The following is a 16,380-nucleotide window of genomic DNA, read 5'->3' as shown; positions in this document are numbered from 1 at the left end:
ATGCCCCGCTTCACCGGCATCAGTTGCAATTGCGCATGCTGCAGCAGCATGATGGTCTTGCCGTCGCAGATGCGGCCATCGGCCACCATCCGCATGGCCTGCGCCAGGGGCAGCTCCAGTACTTCGATGTCTTCGCCCTCGTGCGCCAGACCGCCGCCGTCGCCGATGCGGCTGGCCGGGTCGTACTCGGCGACAAAGAAATGCAAACGCTCCGTCACGGAACCGGGGCTCATGAAGGCGTCGAAGACCTTGTGCACCTGTCCCACCCGGTAACCGGTTTCCTCTTCCACTTCGGCGCGGATGCGCTGTTCCGCGCTGGCCTCTTCCAGCAAGCCGGCCGCCGCTTCGATGAGGAAACCATCGTGGCCTTCGCGGTAGGTGGGAAAGCGGAACTGGCGGATCAGGATCACCGTGCGCTTGATTTTATTGTAGAGCAGGATGGTGGCGCCATCGCCGCGGTCATAGGTTTCCCGCGTCTGCGTCTGCCATTCGCCATCATGACGCAGATAGTCGAATGTGATCTTTTGCAGCAGATACCAGTCGTGCGACAGGATCTGCACGCCCTGGATGCGGACCCGTTCCTGCTTGCTGTTTTCTTCGCGCATAGTGTCTCCTTGTGCTTGCATGTACTTGCCTTCGCCGACTTTATCATGCAAACTCATGCAATATCAAGAAAATACAAGAAAAATCATGCTGACACATCAACGCAAACAATACCTGCTGGACTTGCTCCAGCGCGAAGGGCAAATCGTCGCCAAGGCCGTCAGCGACAGCCTGGGCTTGTCGGAAGACACGATACGGCGCGACCTGCGCGAACTGGCAAAAGATGGGTTGTTGGAGCGCGTGCATGGAGGCGCCCTGCCCTTGCTGCCGCGCTCGCCCGCGCTGGCGCCGTTTGCAGGGCGCGAACAGATTTCGCCCGAAGCCAAGCCCGCCATCGGCCGCGCCGCGGGCGCCATGATACAAACGGGACAAGTGGTGTTCCTCGATGGCGGCACGACCGCCGTGCAACTGGCGCGCCAGCTGCCGCGCGACTTGCGCGCCACCATCGTCACGCACAGTCCGTCGATTGCCGTCGAACTGCTGAATCACCCATCGATCGAGGTGCTGATGCTGGGCGGGCGCCTGTACAAGCACTCGATCGTGGGCGTCGGCGCGGCCACCGTGGAAGCCATCGGCCGCATCCGCGCCGACTTGTATTTCATGGGCGTGTCCAGCCTGCATCCGCAAGCGGGCATCACCACCGGGGATTATGAGGAAGCGTGCGTAAAACGCGCGCTGAGTGAGGCGTCAAGCCGCACCATCGTGCTGGCGTCGCCGGAAAAGTTCAATACGGCTTCGCCGTTCCAAATCGCGCCCTTGAGCCAGGTCAACGATATCATCGTGCACCGCGACGTGGACGACGCCCTGGTCGCACCCTACCGCGAGATGGGAATCGCCATCACACTGGCATGAAAAAAGCGGCCCGCAGGCCGCTTTCCACTCCTTGGCTTATTGCGGCCAAATCGCCTGCAGCACGGCGGCCAGATGATAGCCGCCCTCGATCAGCTGCTGCTTCGCCAGTGCCGAGCTGGGCACGGGATAGTTGTCGGGCACCGTCAAGCTCCAGACGTTGTAGACCTCGCCCTTGCGGCTCGTCTGCTGCGTGGCAGAGCCAGCCACCACATCCGTGAAAGCAAGCTTCGATGCCGCCAGCGAGGCATCGGCCCACTGATACGGCCAGGTGGCGGGGTCGCCTGTGTTTGCGCTCACTACCGGCGCGCTGGCGATCACGGTGCGGGCGAACTGCTGCGGCGTGCGCGTGCTCAGGCGGCGCATGGCGTAGTCGACCACGGTCGTGTCCCAATACGAATGCAGGGGCTTGGTGGGCGACTTCGGATAGCTGCTTGCCGGCTTGGCAGCGCCATCCTCGGCCGGCAGCGGCGCGGGAATCACAGCGTCCGACAGCGCCGTCATCTTCGCATCGTCGAGCAGCAAGTCATTGCCGCCGCGCGCGTTGAAAATGGCGACGTCATCAATCTGCGCCTGCGTGGCGGGCACGAAAAACTGGCCATCCTTGCCGAGAAACGCATTGCCCACATGCAGCGGCTGGTGGATGTCGCCCACCAGGTGCGTGATCAGGATCAGGGCTTCGCGCTGGCTGAAACCATGCGGATTGCTGGCCGCGTCAGCCTTGCCCTGCAATACCAGGATCGCCTGCTTGAGCGTTTGCACGATATCGTCATCGGCCGTGCCCACGCCATGGTCGTGATAGTGCGCGTTCTGGAACGGCACGTTCGTGTAATGGTATTCGCCGTGTTTCGGGTTCGCCGCCACATACGTCAGCATTTCCGGTGTTTGCGGGCCGCAATACGTGCCTTTCACGCAATCGGGCCAGTTGGCGATCTTTTCCAGGCTTTCGCCCGGCAGCAGCAATTTGGCCACTTGCGCCTGGGCAGCGCTGCCCTTGAGCAATTGATCGGCGATGGCGCCCACGGCGCGGTGGCCGTCGTTGCCCCAGGCCAGGACGTTGCCGGAAGCAAAAGCGGCGCCCAGCGCCAGCACGCACAGCAGTTTTTTCATGTTCACTATTACTCCTTGCCTTGCGGCGCGGCCTTGGCCGGCTTCGGATACTGCCTGTTGATGTCGATCGGCTGCGCATACGCCGAGCTCCACGTCTGCTCATGCAGCGCGGCAATGCGCTGCGCCATCTGTTCGTTGCGCAGCACCACTTCCAGGTTGCGCGAGAGGTCGAAATAACCACCGGCCCAGTTGCTCGTGCCGACCCAGGCCAGCTTGCCGTCGATGCTCATGGTCTTGCTGTGGATCACGCGCGCGAACGGGATGAAACCGGTCGACGCCGTGGGAATCGTCACGATACGGATTTCCACGTTCGGCACCAAGGCCAGGCTTTTCAGGTAGGCGATGGCCGGCGCTTCCGTGTTCCAGCTTGACACCATCAGCTTGATTTTCACGCCACGCTGGGCGGCGGCGCGCACGGCATTGTCGATCACGGCGTAGTACGGCCGCGTGCGGTTCGGGCCGTAGGACAGCGGCGCGTAGTCGAGCAGCTGGATGCGCACTTCGCTTTTTGCTTCCGCCAGCAAGGCGGGCAAGCCCGTTTCCGAGTCGCCCACGCCAGCCGGGTTGTAGGCATTCGGACTGGCCAGCAGGAAAGCGTTTTGCGCGTAATTGGCAGGCACCACCTTGCTGTTAAGTACGGTGGCGCGGCTGCCTTGCGACGTCAATGCCTGGGCTTGCCAATCCTGCTCGAAGATGGCTTGCACCTGGCTCACCATGGCGGGCTCCGTGATTCTCAAGCCCGTCTCATGGATGTGCTCGAACGAGCGCCAGTCGAAATTCTGGCTGCCGATGTACGCCAGCTGCCCATCGACGGCCAGGTATTTGGCGTGCACGATGCCGTTGCCCGTGACTTTATTGAAATCGATGAGGCGCAAGTCCAGATTGGGAATCGCCTTGATCTGCGCGATGGTGGCCTCTTCCGACAAGCCCACGCCCTTCTGGTCCAGCAGGAAGCGGATCTTCACGCCGCGCTGGCCGGCCGCCGTCAGGCTGGCCAGCACCTTTTCAAAAGCCGTGCCCGGTTTGCTGACGGCATAGAACTGCGCGATGACGATCTCTTTCTTGGCCGAATCAAACAGCTCGCTCCACACGGCAACAGGCTCGCGCAGGTCGGGATTCGTCAGGCTGGTTTCCACGGGCGAGGTGTGCACGAGTTCAAAGCCGGGAATGGTGAAGTCCGCGTGGGCCGTGCCCGCGAACAGGGTAGTGACGAGCAGGGAAACAAATAAACGACGCATGGTTTTTCCTTGTAAATTATTTGACGCGCACGATGCGGCCGGCCGCCGTGGCGCTGCCCGCTGGCTTGCCGGCACGGGCGCGGTCGATCAGGTAATTGCTGAAGGCGTCGATGTCGCGCACGCCCGTGTCGAGCCGGCGCGTGCCGGCCGCCAACACGGTGAAGCGGTCGCCGCCGCCGGCCAGAAAACTGTTGGCGGCAACTCTGTATTGTTGATTGTCTTCAAGAGGAATGCTATTCAGCATGATGCTGCCCGGCAGCACACGCTGCCCCTGCGGCTTGGTGCTGTCCCAGCGATAAGTAAACCCTTCGGATACTTGCAGCAGATTGCCCTCGCCCGCCTCTGCTCCTGGCCATTGCTGCTCGAGCAAGGTACGGATTTGCGCGCCGGAAAGACTCACGACGATCAGCGTATTGCCGAACGGGACAACTGCCTGGTTCTGGCCCACGTTCGTCATCAGGTCGGCGCCCGCTTCCAGGTCCTTGCGGATGCCGCCATTGTTCATCAAACCGATTTGCGCACCGGCAGCGCGCGCGCCGAACAGGGTGCTGTCGGCCACCAGGTCGCCCAGCGGGGAAGCGCCGCCGCCCTTGGTGCTGCGGCCCACGTTCGGCACGGCGATGGCGGCCACGGGACGCGACAATTCCGCCGCACTGCGCTGCTTGACCGATTCCAGGTAGGCTGCGACGGCCGGGTCCGGCTCATACATGCCTGGCAGCATGACGACGTTTTGCGCGCTGGCATCGACGACGGCATTCTTGACGGGATCAACCTTGAGCTTGATGCGCGTCAACATATGTCCACCCATCTGTGCTTGCGTCACGAGGCGGCCATCGACACGGCACAGATAACCCTGGTGCGAATGGCCGCTGATGACCAGCTGGATGGCCGGGTCGAGGCGTTTCACCACGTCGACCACTTCGCCTTTCAACTGGCTGCAATCGGGCTGGTCGACGGCTTCCTTCGTCTCGCCGCCTTGGTGCAGCAGCACGACAAACACGCCCACGCCCTGCGCGCGCAGTTGCGGCAAGGTGGCGTTGATGGCGTCCGCCTCATCGCCGAACTGCAGGCCGGCAATACCGGCGGCCGTCACGACGGACGGCGTATCTTTCAGCACGGCGCCGATCAGGCCCACCTTGACGCCATGCGCCTCTTCGATGCGGTAGGCCGGCAGCAGGGGCTTGCCCGTTTGTGTATCGATGACATTGGCCGCCATATAGGTGTAGCTGGCGCCCTTGAAGTCCGGCGTGAACTTGCACGCCTTGTCGGCGCGCGACGATTCACAGCCACCGCGCTGCTGGCGCAGCAATTCCGCCTTGCCCTGGTCGAATTCGTGGTTGCCGACAGAACTGGCCTTCATGCCCAGCATATTCATGGCCACGATGCTCGGCTCGTCCGCCCACAGCGCCGACATGGCGGGACTGGCACCGACCAGGTCGCCATTGCCGACAAAAATCAGCTGCGCATCTTCGCGCCGCCATGCGGTGAGGGCGCCGGACAAAGTATCGATACCGCCAGCCTGCACCGTCTTGCGCTCGGCATCGGCAACGCTCGTGTAGCTAAATTTGCTGCGGTCGAGATTGCCGTGAAAATCGTTCAGGGCAACCAGGTTGATGTCGATGGGCGCCACGGGATGGGTGGCGCAACCGGACATGGCGGCGGCGATGGCCACCGCGATCAGGGATAAGGGCAGTGTTTTCATAGGCTTCGCAGCATAGCGCAAGGGCCGGGATACGGCATTGCGCAAACGGGTTAAACAAGGTCCGGCTGCACAACGCCGGCAGAAAAGAAAAACGGGCCCTGAGGCCCGTTGCAACACATCGCGCGCAGCCTGGCCTGCAGGCTGCGCGTCAGCGCCGATTAGATATCGATCGACAGGGTGACCGATACGAAGCGTGGTGCGCCCAGGTAGTAACGCTGGGTATCAACGGCCGTCGTCACACCAGGGATAGCCTGGGTGTTCTTGACGGTGGTCGAGGACGGATTGCGGTACTGCTTGTCCGTGATGTTGCTCAGGTTAAACGTCAGCTTCGGACGCTTGATGTAACCGAAGTTGGCAAAGGTGTAGCCGCCATCGATACCGAAGGTGGTGTAGCCTGGTGCCGTTTCATCATTGACCATCGATGCTTGCTGCTGGCCGGTGGCGCGCGCTTTCACGCGGGTCCAGAACGAACCATTCTGGTATTCGATCGACAGGCCGGCTTTCTTCTTCGGCGTGTTGATCATTTCCTTCCCAGCCGTTGGCAGGTACACATTCGTCGCGGACAGCATGTCGTCCTTGATCTTGCTGTTATTGAAACCCAGCGAACCGTACATCGCCCAACCATTGATCGGCGTATTGCCGATTTCGAATTCCAGACCCTTGTTGCTGACGCGGCCCACGTTGGTATAGCTGCTCGCTTGCGTGATTGGATCGAAGGTGGTTGCCTGGCGATCCTTGAAATCGATGAAGAATGCCGTCACCGAAGCGATGAACTTGTCATCCTGGTGACGATAGCCGATATCGGTGTTCCACGAGGATTCTTGTTTCACATCACCAACAAAGTTGGCGACGCCATTGACCACTTTCACGCTGGTGCCGATGTTGCCAAACACGAAGTTAGGGGGGGCTTTGACGTTCTTGGCAACCGAAATGAACACTTGATCGTCGTTGGTGATGCGGTAACGTGCACCCAGTTGCGGCAGCAGAGTGCTGTACTTCTTGATCAGGTTGTACGGCTTGACGTTGTTGTTTTCGTCGCCGTAGTTGGTGAAGTCACGCTTCACGTTGGGGCTGCGCACGCCGATATTGATCTTCAGCTTGTCATCATTCAGGCTGATCGTGTCTTGCAGGAAGAACTGATAGGCGGTCGAAATCGACATCCAGTTGCGGCTTTGCGCTGGCGTGCCATCCGGGCGCAGGATCTGGCCATTTTGCAGCCAAGGATCTTGCGAGATACCATCATTGCTCAATGCCAGCATCGGACCCGTTTGCTGATGGCGAGCGCGCTCGTACCAGAAACCACCGAGCACATCGTGGTTACCCGACGACCAGTTCAGCGACGCGGTCACACCTGGACGGAAGGTCTTGGTGACGCTGGCGTTGGCGACCACGACGGTGTCGATCGTGTCGCCGTCGCCGTTCAGGTCCACGGTGCCATTGCGCAAGCCAGTGGCTGCGTCATAGAAAGCTTTTTCCGACTGGGCGCGCTGTTGCACGCCGCCGTTACCGTAGCCGTACCAGATGTATGGCAATACTTTCAGGTCCAGGTTCTCGTTCAGGCGGAACTTGGCCGTTGCCGAAGCGATGGCATTCTTGAATGGGTTGATGCCCAGTTTGTAGAAGGCTGGGGACTGGTTTTTTTCAACTTGCGGCAAACCACCTTTCACCGGGGTCAGATGGCCTTGGAAAGTATCGGCATAGTCGAAGTTATAACCGTTCTTGTTGATTTCAGCCAAGGTCAGGTTATTGATGTTGTTGTTCATCGCCTCGTTGTACAGCAAGGTGGCGTGAATATAGTTGAAGCGATCCCAGTCGTAGTTGATGCCGGCATCGATATGGTCGCGCTTGGCGCCGCCCTTGCCTTTCCATTTGTCGGCTTCAGCATGCGAAGCGGACACGAACATCTTGGTGCGCTTGTCCGAGAACAGGCCAGTGTCGACGCGCACGAAGGTTTTCTTCATGTTCAGTTGACCGAAGGTCTGCATCATGCGCAGGCGGTGCTTATCTTCAGGATTGCAGGTATTGATACCAAAGTTGCCGCCGGTAGCGCCCACTTGTGGCGAATCGGCATCGGTCGAACCCTGGGTCACGGTTTGCGAGCAGGTATTTTCCTGGTCGACATATTCTTGTGGGTAGATGGCAAAACTACCGGAGTCATTCACCGGCACGCCATTGATCGTGGCGCCGATCTGGTCGGAGTTAAAACCGCGCAGTGTCAGGCCGCCGCCGAACAGGCCGGTTGCATCGTAGTTGTAGCTATTAACAGCTGGCAACATCTCCAGGGCTTCGTACGCATTGCCCGTTGGACGCTGCTTTTCCAGTTCTTCTGCCGTAATCGTGCTGCGTGCTTTTGGCGCATCTTCCGTCACCATCAGGCCCATACCGGTTTTTTTCGCGGTAATGACCACTTTTGTGGCTTCGTCAGCACTTTGCGCATGCGCAGTGGAGATGCCGAAGCAAGCCAGTTGGCATGCCACTGCGATCATACTTAGTCGCAATTTTGGTTGTTGAATGAACTGCATTTGAACCCCCTAGAGTGTGTTGTAACTTACAAGATTTTGACTTGCTTATATTGTGGTGAAACACGGAAACTATCCAACTAGACACGGCAGTATAAAGATCGAATATTTCAAATCCGTTACACGGATATGACCGCAATGTGACAGGAGCCGCTAGACATCCTGAATTGTCACAAAAGCGATAGCAAAAATGACTTATTCAACTCTTCGCCGTCCAACTATGCATTAAGGTCTGTAGGCTGACAAATACGTTTTTTTTTAATAATTTATATATAAAAAATATAAATCACCGCTGGAAGCCGCATTTTTTGTATCAACCGAGCAAGCTCACCTCATCGGGGCGAAATTATAGATGAGCGGCAACACTTGGAAATTGTTTCAGAAAATAATTGCAAGAAAGCACTACCAGCGCATCATTTTTTGTCGTAAAGACACAACAAAAACGATAAAAGGAGGGTTTTGTAACTATGAAGATCAGGAGCTTACGCGACCGCTAGTTGCGGTCGCGTGGCAGGCAGGAGGGGTGAAATACTTTTACGGTTTTACAACAATTGCTTTGCGATCACTATTTGCGATCAAGGCTTCAAAACGGGTGAAACGGGCATCGAGTGCTTTCAGCAAGCGTTGCTTGTCCGCTTCCGCCAAAAACGAATAACGCAGGCTGTTGTAGGACAGCTTTTTGATTTCCGCATAATCGGTCTTGTACTGGCTGGCAAACAGCACGTATTCATTCGACAAGGTATTGCGCGACACGCCCGCGTCATCGGTGGAAATGACGAAGGGCACGCCATACTTGCGGTACAGGGTGATCGGATGTGCCTGTCCCTTGATACCAAGAATGTAATCGTTGCTGGTCAGGTTCACTTCCACGGGAATGTTACGCTCGCGCATTTTCTGCATGGTCGCCAGCGCATTGTGCTCGTACGCGATATCCATGCCGTGGCCGATACGGTCCGCACCGGCCACATCGACGGCTTCGGCGATATGGAAAGCCATGCCTTCCGGCGGCACCATGCCCAGCGCCAGCTCACCCGCGTGCAGGGCGATCTTGACGTTCGGATACTTAGCCTTGAGGAATTTGAACATTTCCATGTGCAGGCTGTAGTCGCGCATGGACACGTTCACGCTTTCCTGGCCCACGATGTTCACGCCCACCAGCAGCGGATTCAGGCTCGCTGCCTTGAACGCGGCCACCATGGACGAGAACACTTGCGATGGCGACTGGAAACGCAGCACATACGCCTGGTAGCGCATGGTGAAGTTCGCATCGTCAATGCCGGCGCTGCTGGCGTTGACGTTGTCGTTGTAGGCGGTGATGCTTTTCTGGAAGCTGGCGTCTTGCTCCAGGTTTTGAGTCCAGTTGGCCAGCACGGCTTGTAACGCCGCCGGCTGCAAGCCCAGCGCCAGCACTTGCTGGTCGAACTGCGTGCTTTGCACGAATGGCGACAGTTCGAAAATCGTCTCGATATAGCTGAGGTTTTCCGCGATGGCGCGCTGCTTCAGGGTTTTCAGGCCATCGGCCGTGTTGCTCGACGCGACGGGGCCGAAGTAACCGAAGGTGTCAAAAAAAGTGCGGTCCGGCGGCGTCTGGATGGCGCCGTGGTTATAGAAATCCTTGGTTGACCAGCGCTGCAGCAATTGCGCATACAGGCCCGCATCGGCAAACACTTCCGTAGACGACAGGCAGCCACGCTGCAAGGCCGGCTTGGCGCGCTCGGCTGCCACGACATCCTTGTTGCTTTCGATGCGATAGGTCGTCTTGTTGACGCAATAGTTTTCCTTGTCGACCCAGTCAAGGAATTGCTCGGCGTAAATGGCGCCCGAGTAATGATGATGCAGATCACCGCCCTTGGGCATCATGGAAAAGAACAGGCTCAACTCGGCTGTCTTCGGCTGGGTGCCCGAGACCAGGGCGGCAAAATGGCGCGCGGTGGCCGCTTCGTTGGAAGACGGGGCGGCCTGCGCCGTTCCGGTCAATGCCAGCGCGGCGCCAAGCGCCAGGCCAGTGAGTTTCTTGTGCATTCGCGTTCTCGCTCAGGATAAATCGTATGGAACAACGGGTAGGTCAGCCCTGCCCCCGCACATGCACGCATTGCCCGCCTGAATAGGTGGCGGCCACGGCGCGGTCGTCGCCCAGCAGCGCAAAGGCAAACAGCAATTCCTCCAGGCTTTGACAGCCAGCCGTGCGGCGCTCGAGCAGCGGCGTCGATTGCTTGTCGAGCACAATAAAATCCGCTTCCGTGCCAGCCGTGAAATTGCCCAGCGTGCCTTCCAGTTGCATGGCGCGCGCGGCGCCCAGAGTCGCCAGGTAAAACATGCGCAAAGCGGGCAGATAGCTGCCTTTCAAGCGTGCTACTTTATAGGCTTCGTTCATGGTTTGCAACATCGAGAACGAGGTGCCGCCCCCCACATCCGTCGCCAGCGATAGCAGCACTTTCGCCGCATCGGCCCGCTCGAAATCGAACAGGCCGCTACCGAGAAACAGGTTTGACGTAGGACAAATGGCGGCCGCCGAAGACGTTTCCGCCATGCGCGCGCGGTCGCGCTCGTCAAGCCAGATGCAATGGCCGAACATGGCGCGCGGGCGCAGCATGCCGTACTGGTCATATACATCGAGGTAGCTGCGCGCCTGCGGGTGCAGTTCGCGCACCCAGCGGCATTCATCCTCGTTTTCCGATACATGCGTCTGCAAATAGGTATCCGGGTAGGCGCGCGCCAGCTCGCCCGCCAAGTGCATCTGTTCATTCGTCGACGTCGGCACGAAACGCGGCGTGATCGCGTACAGCGAGCGGCCGTGCTTGTGCCAGCGCTGGATCAGCTCCTCGCTTTCGCGCGCGCCCGACTCGGCTGTATCGCGTAGGAACTCGGGACAGTTGCGGTCCATCATGACCTTGCCCGCCACCATGCGCAAGCCGCGCGCCTCGCTGGCGCCAAAGAAGGCATCGACCGATTGCGGATGCACGCTGCCATACACCATGGCCGTCGTGGTGCCACAGCGCAGCAGTTCATCAAGGAAAAACTCGGCGACGTTGCGCGCATGGGCAGGGTCTTCAAACGCGCGCTCGGTAGGGAAGGTATAGGTTTCCAGCCACGGCAGCAAACCGGGCGCGGGCGAGGCGATCATTTCCGTCTGCGGGAAGTGCAGATGGGTATCGATGAAACCTGGCACGATCAGCTTGCCCCGGTAATCGACGATCTGCGTGCCGAGCGGCAAAGTCGGTTGCAACTGCGCATAATCGCCGGCGGCCACGACCTTGCCATCGGCCACGATCAGCAAGCCATCCGCATGCCAGGCGTGCGCCTCCTCGCTAAAGGCGGGATCGGCGTGGAAGTGCAGCAAGCTGGCACGGTAAGCTTGCAATGTAGCAGGAACAATCGGCATGACTTCTTTCTATAACGGGTGAATGGCGGCGCGTATTGGGCGGCGCGGTGGCGCGCTGGCAGAGGCCAGCCGCAGCGGTGCGGCCAGGGCGGCCGCAGCCGCTTCCTCCCACACCATCAGTAATTGACAGGCAACGGAGGCGGCGATCACGGCCGGCGCCTTGTTGCGGATGCCGGGCATGCCGATCGGGCACACCATGGCGGCGATGCGCTCATCCGGCACGCCGCGCGCCTGCAGGCGGTGCTCGAACTGCTTGCGTTTCGTGTGCGAACCGATCAAGCCGAACCAGCCCGCATCCTCGCGCTCCATGATGGCTTGCGTCAAGCGTTGATCGAGCGCATGGCTATGCGTCATGACAAGAAAACTGCCGCCCGGCGGCGCCATGGCGACAAACTCCTCGGGCGTATCGGTGGCGGCGATGCGCACATTATCGGGTAATTGCGCAGGAAACATGTCTTCGCGCTCATCGACCCAGGTGATATTGCAGGGCAAGTGGGCCAGCGCGCGCACGATGGCGGCGCCCACGTGGCCGGCGCCGAACAAGGTCAGGTGCGCGCGCGGGGCCAGGCAGGGATCGACCAGCCAGCGCCGCCCTTCGCTGCCCTGCGCGACATGGGTTGCGCGCTCGCGGGAAAACGTGTCGGGTGCCTGTTCGCCAGTGCCGGCGATCAAGCGACCGGCAACATCGAACAGGGCCGAGGCGGGTTCCCCGTCGAGCGCCGTCAAACGCCAGCTGTCTTGCTGACGGCGTTCGCGCAAGGCGGCCAGCAATGCATGCAGGCTGGCATCGACATATTCAAAAGCCAGGTGAACGACGCCACCGCAGCATTGCCCCAGACTGGGGCCAAGCGCGAAACGTTCGAGCCGCGCATGGGTATCTGCCGTCGCCAGCATGGTCTTGGCGATTTCCACGGCGCGCAATTCCAGGTGGCCGCCGCCGATAGTGTCCATTTGACCATCAAGCGTGACGCGCATCTTCGCACCCGCCTCGCGCGGTCCGGAACCTTCCACCAGGGCGACCGTCACCAGCACGGATGCTTGCGTGTCATTCTCGATTGCTGTCAGCCAGTCGCTCATCCTCGTCTCCTAGGCGCCGGCATGCGCCGCTTGCACGGCCATGACCGCCTTGAGGATTTCCTCGCTGGTGGCAGGCGCATTCAACGGTGGCTGCACGGCATGATGGCCCACGCTGGAAATGGCGTCGCGGATGGCAAAGAACACGGAAAACGGCAGCAACAGCGGTGGCTCGCCCACGGCTTTGGAACGGTGGATGCTGTCTTCCACATTGCGGTTCTGGAACAGGTTCACACGGAAGTCTTCCGGGCAATCGGAAATGCCGGGAATTTTATACGTCGATGGCGCGTGCGTCATCAGCTTGCCCGCCGCATTCCACCACAGCTGCTCCGTCGTCAGCCAGCCCATGCCCTGGATAAATGCGCCTTCCACTTGACCCAGATCAATCGCGGGATTGAGCGACTGGCCCGCATCGTACAAGGCATCGGCGCGCAGCAACTTCCATTCACCGGTCAGGGTATCGACCACCACTTCGGCCACAGCCGCGCCATACGCATAATACGAAAACGGATGCCCCGTCATCGTCTTTGCATCCCACGACAAGCCGGGCGTGGCATAAAAACCGTCCGACCACAGTTGCACACGAGCCAGATACGCCTTCTGCACCAGTTCGGCAAACGCAACGACGTGACCATTCACGTGGAGATGGTTGTCGAAGAAACGCACGGACGCCGCTTCACCGCCGTACAGTTTGACCGCGTAATCGGCCAGGCGTTCACGGATCTGGCGCGCCGCATCCTGCGCCGCCTTGCCGTTCAGGTCGGCACCGGTGGACGCCGCCGTGGCCGACGTGTTCGCCACCTTGCTGGTGTCGGTGGCCGTGGCCCGCACGCGCTCCAGGTCCAGGCCCAGCTCGTGCGCCACGACTTGCATGACCTTGGTATTGATGCCCTGCCCCATTTCCGTGCCGCCATGGTTGACCAAGACGGAACCATCCACATACACGTGCACGAGAGCACCGGCCTGGTTCAGATGCGTGACGTTGAAGGCGATGCCGAATTTCAAGGGCGTGAATGCCAAGCCCTTTTTCAGGATGGGGCTGGCCTCGTTGAACGCATCGATGGCGCGGCGGCGCGCCCGGTAATCACTGCTCTCTTCCAGTTCGGCAACGAGTTCATGGATCACGTTGTCGACGATTTTCTGGCCATACGGCGTGACGTTGCGCCCTTCTACATCGTTGCGGCCGTAGAAATTGAGCAGGCGGATATCGAGCGCATCGCGTTGCAAGTGGCGGGCGATTTCATCGATCACGTACTCGATGGCAATGGCGCCCTGCGGCCCGCCAAAGCCGCGGAAAGCCGTGTTCGACTGCGTGTTCGTCTTGCCGCAGGCGGCGCGGATGTCCACGTCGGACAAATAATAGGTGTTGTCGAAGTGGCAGACGGCGCGCGTGGCGACGGGGCCGGACAAGTCGGCCGAGTAGCCGGCGCGCGTGGTCATGTCGACCTTGGCGGCGAGGATACGGCCATCGTCGTCGTAGCCCACCTCGTATTCATAGTAGAAACAGTGGCGCTTGCCCGTCACCAGCATGTCGTCGTCGCGGTCGGCGCGCAATTTCACGGGACGCTTCAGTTTCGCCGCCGCGATCGACGCGGCCGCCGCCCACAGGGCCGACTGCGATTCCTTGCCGCCAAAACCGCCACCCATGCGCCGGCATTCGACGGTGATGTTGTGCGAATGCACGCCCAGCGCATGCGCCACCACGTGCTGCATTTCGCTCGGATGCTGGGTCGAACACAGCACCAGCATGCCCTGCGCTTCTTTCGGAATCGCGTAGGAAATCTGTCCTTCCAGATAAAACTGTTCCTGCCCGCCTACATACAACTGCCCCTTGACCACGTGCGGCGCGCCCTCGAACGCTGCCTGGTAATTGCCGCGCGTCAGCTGCATCGGCGGCAGCACATACGATTGCGCGGCCTTGGCCGCTTGCGGCGTCATGATCGCGGGCAATTCATCGTACGACACCTGCGCCAGGCGGGCGGCGCGGCGCGCATGGTCATGCGTATCGGCCACCACGATGAAGATGGGCTGGCCCACGTATTGCACCAGTTCCGCAGCCAGGATCGGGTCGTCATGGATGATGGGGCCGCAATCATTGGTGCCGGGAATGTCGTGTGCCGTATAGACGGCAACGACACCCTGCGCGTTGCGCACGGCCGACAAATCCATGGCCGTGATGCGCGCGTGCGGCTTTTGCGACAGGCCCAGCGCTGCGTGCAAGGTGCCCTGCAACTCGGCGATATCGTCCGTGTACGTGGCTTGCCCCAGCACATGCAATTGCGCCGACTCATGCGGGCTGGGTTTGCCCACGGCGGCCCAGGCGGCTGCTTGCAATTCGGGCGTGGCAGGATGGTTCATGCTGGTCCTTTCAGGCGCGGCAAGCGTAGGCGTTGACGGCGGCGCGTTGCAAAGGCGCACCGGGGCGTGTTTCCAGCCAGAAGCGGCGCAACAGGTTTTGCGCCGTCGTCATGCGGTAGGTATTCGACGCGCGCATGTCGGACAGGGGCGCGTAATCGTCGGCCAGCAAGCGCATGGCGATGAGCAGATTGTCTTCCGTCCACGCCTGTCCGCGCAAAAACGCTTCCGTTTGCGCGGCGCGCTGCGGCGTGCCCGCCATGCCGCCAAAGGCGATGCGCGCATCGACGATGCGCTCGCCATCGAGTTCAAAGGCAAACGCGGCGCACACGGCCGAAATATCCTGGTCAAAGCGTTTCGCCAGTTTATACGTGCGGAAATGCACGTCGGCACGCGGCAAGGGCACGCGCACGGCTTCGACGAATTCTCCGGGTTGCAGATCTTTCTGTTGGTAAGCCAGATAGAAGTTTTCCAGCGGCATGATCCGCTGGCCACTTGGACCGTGCAACACGATCTCGCTGCCCAGCGCAATCAGCCATGGCATCGAGTCGCCGATGGGCGAGCCATTCGCCACATTGCCGCCCAGGGTACCCGCGTTGCGGATTGGCAAGGAGGCAAAGCGTTGCCACAGTTCCGACAGCTCATCAGGATAATGCTGGCACAGCGCCGCATAGGCATCGTTGAGGCTGGCACCGGCGCCGATGTGCAGCTTGCCATCGTCCACGGCGATGCTTTTCAGCGCGGCGACGTTGCCGAGATAAATGATGTCGCCCAAGTCGCGCAATTGCTTGGTCACCCACAAGCCGATATCGGTGGAGCCGGCAAGCAGACAGGCTTGCGGCTTTTCCCCGCGCAGCGCCACCAGTTCCTCAATGGTGCGCGGCGCGTGGAAGTACTGGCCGCCATGTTCATAGGTGCTCAGGCTGCCGCGCTGCAGCGCCTGCAATTGCACTCCCAACGCATCGTGATCGAACGCAACATGCGGCAGTTCGCCCATGCGCCTGGCTGCATCGATGATGGGCCGGTAGCCGGTGCAACGGCACAGATTGCCCGACAGGCTGTCGTCGATTTCGCAACGCGTGGGCGTCTCGCCGTTTTTTTTCAGATACATGCCCCACAAGGACATGACAAAGCCGGGGGTGCAAAAACCGCACTGGGAACCGTGGCACTCGACCATCGCCTGTTGCACCGGGTGCAAGGCGCCGTCGGGTTGCTGCAAGTCTTCCACGGAAAACAGGGCCTTGCCATCGAGGGTGGGCGTGAGCTGGATGCAGGCGTTGACAGCCTTCATCTCGACCTGGCCATCGACCAGGCTGCCAATGACCACCGTGCAGGCGCCGCAATCGCCCTCGGCGCAGCCTTCCTTGGTGCCCGTGCAATGCAAGTCCTCGCGCAGGTGCTGCAACACAGTCTGCGTAAGGGCGGCGTCACGTACTTCCTGTACGGCACCACGATAGTAAAAGCGGATCGGTTCTGACATGCTGGCCTCGGTATAGTCCCAGTATAGGAGATTAACACCGGCATATGAGACAACTATATGCAAAGACT

The 16,380-nt window shown here is 60.3% G+C and carries 10 protein-coding genes and 1 pseudogene; 1 reads left to right on the top strand and 10 read right to left on the bottom strand.

Annotated features, from left to right (window positions below):
* Positions 1 to 20: 20 nt before the first annotated feature.
* Positions 21 to 605: pseudogene (locus P9875_RS06130) on the bottom strand (NUDIX domain-containing protein); the annotation flags it as partial.
* Between the two features lie 85 nt (positions 606 to 690).
* On the opposite strand from P9875_RS06130, the gene P9875_RS06125 reads away from it, so the two are divergent.
* Positions 691 to 1,455 (top strand): DeoR/GlpR family DNA-binding transcription regulator, encoded by a 765-nt coding sequence (locus P9875_RS06125; RefSeq protein WP_278317844.1) that lies wholly within the window; start codon positions 691 to 693, stop codon positions 1,453 to 1,455.
* Between the two features lie 36 nt (positions 1,456 to 1,491).
* Here the strand turns inward: P9875_RS06125 and P9875_RS06120 are convergent, their stop codons facing one another.
* The 9 genes from P9875_RS06120 to xdhA form a co-directional block, all read right to left on the bottom strand.
* Complete coding sequence (locus tag P9875_RS06120) at positions 1,492 to 2,562, bottom strand: S1/P1 nuclease (protein ID WP_278317843.1); 1,071 nt, start codon at positions 2,560 to 2,562, stop codon at positions 1,492 to 1,494.
* An 8-nt stretch (positions 2,563 to 2,570) separates the two neighbouring features.
* The gene (locus tag P9875_RS06115) at positions 2,571 to 3,800 is read right to left on the bottom strand and encodes a phospholipase D-like domain-containing protein (RefSeq protein WP_278317842.1); all 1,230 of its coding nucleotides are present in this window, start codon (positions 3,798 to 3,800) and stop codon (positions 2,571 to 2,573) included.
* A 16-nt stretch (positions 3,801 to 3,816) separates the two neighbouring features.
* Entirely contained in the window at positions 3,817 to 5,502 is a 1,686-nt protein-coding gene (locus tag P9875_RS06110) for a bifunctional metallophosphatase/5'-nucleotidase (RefSeq protein WP_278317841.1), read from the bottom strand.
* 158 nt (positions 5,503 to 5,660) lie between these two features.
* Positions 5,661 to 7,988, bottom strand: coding sequence for a TonB-dependent receptor (locus P9875_RS06105; RefSeq protein WP_278317840.1), 2,328 nt, complete (start codon positions 7,986 to 7,988; stop codon positions 5,661 to 5,663).
* A 567-nt stretch (positions 7,989 to 8,555) separates the two neighbouring features.
* On the bottom strand, positions 8,556 to 10,043 hold the full coding sequence (locus P9875_RS06100; RefSeq protein WP_278317839.1) for an adenosine deaminase family protein: 1,488 nt from the start codon (positions 10,041 to 10,043) through the stop codon (positions 8,556 to 8,558).
* A gap of 43 nt (positions 10,044 to 10,086) precedes the next feature.
* A complete protein-coding gene (gene guaD, locus P9875_RS06095; RefSeq protein WP_278317838.1) occupies positions 10,087 to 11,403 on the bottom strand; it encodes a guanine deaminase in 1,317 nt (438 codons plus the stop codon).
* 9 nt (positions 11,404 to 11,412) lie between these two features.
* Positions 11,413 to 12,480, bottom strand: a complete 1,068-nt coding sequence (gene xdhC, locus P9875_RS06090) for a xanthine dehydrogenase accessory protein XdhC (RefSeq protein ID WP_099400706.1) — start codon at positions 12,478 to 12,480, stop codon at positions 11,413 to 11,415.
* A 9-nt stretch (positions 12,481 to 12,489) separates the two neighbouring features.
* Complete coding sequence (gene xdhB, locus P9875_RS06085) at positions 12,490 to 14,835, bottom strand: xanthine dehydrogenase molybdopterin binding subunit (RefSeq protein WP_278317837.1); 2,346 nt, start codon at positions 14,833 to 14,835, stop codon at positions 12,490 to 12,492.
* Between the two features lie 10 nt (positions 14,836 to 14,845).
* Positions 14,846 to 16,312, bottom strand: a complete 1,467-nt coding sequence (gene xdhA / locus P9875_RS06080) for a xanthine dehydrogenase small subunit (protein WP_278317836.1) — start codon at positions 16,310 to 16,312, stop codon at positions 14,846 to 14,848.
* Positions 16,313 to 16,380 lie beyond the last annotated feature (68 nt).

Origin of the sequence: Janthinobacterium rivuli (genome assembly GCF_029690045.1) — a bacterium.
GTDB lineage: Bacteria > Pseudomonadota > Gammaproteobacteria > Burkholderiales > Burkholderiaceae_D > Janthinobacterium > Janthinobacterium rivuli.
Note: the sequence above shows the minus strand (reverse complement) of the source record. Positions and strands in the feature narration are given on the sequence as shown.